We start from the raw sequence: 3,236 nt of genomic DNA, 5'->3' as shown, positions 1-3,236 counted from the left end.
GTCGATGCCCAGGCCGAACTGGGCGTCAGCGCCTCGCTGATCATGTGCTTCTTGCGCCATCTGAGCGAGGAGGATGCGTTTGCAACGCTGGAGCAATCCCTGCCTTTTCGCGACAAGCTGATCGGCGTGGGGCTCGATTCGGGCGAACTGGGCAACCCGCCCGAAAAGTTTGCGCGCGTGTTTGCGCGCTGCCGCGAACTGGGGTTTCACCTGGTCGCGCATGCCGGCGAAGAGGGGCCCCCGGCCTACGTCTGGACCGCACTGGACCTGCTCAAGGTCGAGCGAATCGACCACGGCGTGCAGTCCAGCAAAGACGCCGCGCTGATGCAGCGGCTGGCCAAGGACCGCATCCCCCTCACGGTGTGCCCGCTGTCCAACCTCAAGCTCTGCGTGTTTCCCGATCTGGCCCGCCACAACCTGCGCCAGTTGCTTGACGCGGGGCTGGTGGCCACGATCAACTCCGACGATCCGGCCTATTTTGGCGGCTACCTGAACGAGAACTTCACGCAGACCTTTGGCGCCCTGAACCTCAACGCCCAGCACGCCTACACGCTGGCGCGCAACAGCTTCGAGGCCTGCTTTGCCGATGAGTCGGCCAAGCGCCGTTACATCGACCGGCTGAACGCGTGTTTTGAGACCTTTAGCTAACAGCCTGACAGGCGCGGGTTACCGGGCCTGCGCTGCGCTTTGACGCTGGCCTTGCATCCCACCTCAGAATTTGGCGTCCCTGTGGATCCACGGGTCCTTGGGGTTGTTTGACGCAGCCGGGTCTTCCGGCAACCCGACGACCGTTCTGACCGCGCGCATCAGTGCGTCGGCCTCGAAGGGTTTGGTGATGTAGCCGTCTGCGCCGCCGGCCAGGCCTTTGATCACGGCTTCGCGTGTGGTCTTTCCCGTCAGCATGATGACGGGCACGTTTTTCAGTGTCGGGTGCTGGCGCAGCCTGAGCAGGATGTCAAAGCCGTCGGCGTCCGGCAGCATCACGTCCAGAAGAATCAGGTCGGGAATCGGGGGCTTGTTGAATGCGGCAACAACTTCGGCCCGGTTGCCCGCCAGCCGGACCTGGAAACCTTCGAATGACAGGTAACTCTGGATGAATTTGGCGAGCATGGGCTCGTCGTCCACCACAATGGCAGAGAGCGCCTCGCCTGGTGCCAGCCTGCGGGCGGGGCCGCGCTTGCGGGCAATACTTACGTAATAGCCGCTCTTCCTGAGCGAAACGGCGCCCGAATCGGCCTCGGCTTCGGCCTGGGACAGTGCCATTTTGTCCAGATGGGTCTGAAACTGTCCGGCGAAGAGGTCGGCCTCTGCCACCGACAGCAAGCGCCGGTCCAGCAAGCTGTTGAAGGTCGATGTGAAGGTCTCGACGGAAATTGCCGGCATGCCTGCCCTGATTTGCGCGAGCGTCAGGACGCCGTCGATCCTGACCAGCAGTTCAATCTGGGCCGGCGACAGCGTGGTCACGCTGCCGCGCAACTCATTTACACCCCGGGGCGTAAGCGCATAAATTTCGTGGTCTTGCATTGTTGCGGGCTTCCTTGGGTCAGCGCCCTGTTTAGAGCGGCTCTTTATCTATTTCAATGTGATTTTTGTCGATTGCCGCAGAATTTAAATTCTCGGACTTGCCCGCATGAGCATGAAAACATGGCGCTGTACGGGCAACTTCCTGGGTTGCAATCGCCCTGGATGCTCAATTCTCTGAGTTTTTCCGAGGTGCTGCGCGTGGTGCTTAAGGTCGTTATTGGGCAGGGGCAAGTATGGGCCGACCTTATGAATAAAATCAGGAAAGCGCTTATTTAACGACGGGAGCAAACACCCGTAGCGACACTTGGAAATCTGTCAACTCGCAGTCTTCATCTTAGCGCGTACCCAACTCAAGCGTAGCGATGCAAAAGGTAAAGAGTGGACAGCGCGATCGGCTGAGCGCTACGCAGCAGCAGCGTCACCACTGACAGCCTCTCTCAAGGGCCGGCATCGCCATCAACACCTGCCCTGTCGCAGTGTGCTTTCGCTTACTTTTCTGACAAATCTGCAACATCCGTCTATCTTTTGCGCCTGTGCTGCGCCGGTCTTCGAGGCTTTCACTTTAAGATGGACGATGCGTCATATTTTCCTGTCAGGCACAACATGGCATTCGCGAGGCTCCCGTCCGGTGGCCGGCAGTAAACGTCGTATTCCTGTCTGCTGGGTCTGGGGGGCCTTGCCGGCTCTACAACCGGCAGCAACAGTGCGACTGCCATGACATTCACCCCGTCGTCTTTTTCCGTGTTTCTGGAAGCGCAGCGTGCGGATTACCGCAGTTCGCTGCCCCAGCGGCTGGACCAAATCGAGTCGCTCTGGCGCCAGGCGCTGAACGGCGAAGCGCAAGCGCTGGCAAGCCTGGAGCGTTGTGCGCACAACCTGGCGGGATCGGGCGCAACCTTCGGCTTTGCCGCTCTGGGCGACGCCGCACGGGTGCTGGAACTGGCCGTCGGTCCGCTGCTGGGTGCTGCACACGCCTTGACGCCCGCAGCACAGGCCGAAGTGAATCGGGCTGTTGACGCGCTCCTGCTCAGCCTGTCTGGCGAGACCGGAATTCAGGGCGTTTAGCCCCCTAACCCAGTAACAAGACTGTCTCATGTCCTCTACCGATACGACCCTGAAAAACATGCCAAAGCCAAAAATTCGTCAACATCGAATCAGTCTGGTCGCTGGAATAATTCTGATGGCCGTTACCCTGCTGGTGGGCGTAACCGTCTTTATTGTCATGCAGCGTCATACCGAGGAGCTTCTGCGTAAAAGTCTCCCGAGGGCCCTGAAAAATCGCGTACAACTGCTCCAGATTGAAATTGAAGCCGGTTTTGACCGAACGAGGGTCGTTGCCACTCGTCCTCTGCTGATTGATCAGCTGGAACGCGTGAGTGCAGATGCGAACGACGGCGCGGCCCGTATGGCACTCGATGCAGCCGCCCAGTCTTTTCTTTCGACAGGGCTGACGGCCATTGCGCTGTTGGACAAAGACGGACGCGAACTGGCGCAGGCCGGCTCCTTTGCACAGAAGCCAGCGCTGAGCGTCCCGCTCAATCTGCCTGGGCGCGTGCAATTAATCTGGGATGGGCAACTGTTGTTGCATACCGTGGTCGACATGAAGCAGGCGGGACGCGTTGTGGGCCAGGTCATTGCGGAAACAGCGCTGCCTGTCACCATGGACGCGATCAAGGATGCCAACCTTCTGGGCGAAACGGGAGAGCTGGCAC

At 59.8% G+C, this 3,236-nt stretch carries 4 protein-coding genes; 3 read left to right on the top strand and 1 reads right to left on the bottom strand.

The window, feature by feature from the left end; translation table 11 throughout:
* Positions 1 to 648 (top strand): adenosine deaminase (gene add / locus Q8K05_RS05395; RefSeq protein WP_305245494.1); only part of this gene is annotated, 648 nt, incomplete at its 5' end.
* A gap of 63 nt (positions 649 to 711) precedes the next feature.
* Here the strand turns inward: add and Q8K05_RS05390 are convergent.
* On the bottom strand, positions 712 to 1,524 hold the full coding sequence (locus Q8K05_RS05390) for a response regulator transcription factor (RefSeq protein WP_305245493.1): 813 nt from the start codon (positions 1,522 to 1,524) through the stop codon (positions 712 to 714).
* Between the two features lie 714 nt (positions 1,525 to 2,238).
* Between Q8K05_RS05390 and Q8K05_RS05385 the strand changes: the two genes are divergently transcribed.
* Both Q8K05_RS05385 and Q8K05_RS05380 read left to right on the top strand, forming a co-directional pair.
* Positions 2,239 to 2,589: an Hpt domain-containing protein gene (locus Q8K05_RS05385; RefSeq protein WP_305245492.1), complete on the top strand. Its 351-nt coding sequence runs from the start codon at positions 2,239 to 2,241 to the stop codon at positions 2,587 to 2,589.
* A gap of 28 nt (positions 2,590 to 2,617) precedes the next feature.
* Positions 2,618 to 3,236, top strand: a 619-nt coding sequence (locus Q8K05_RS05380; protein WP_305245491.1) for a hypothetical protein, incomplete at its 3' end; no start/stop codon positions are given.

The organism is Polaromonas sp., from assembly GCF_030682935.1.
Classification (GTDB): Bacteria; Pseudomonadota; Gammaproteobacteria; order Burkholderiales; family Burkholderiaceae_C; genus Polaromonas.
Note: the sequence above shows the minus strand (reverse complement) of the source record. Positions and strands in the feature narration are given on the sequence as shown.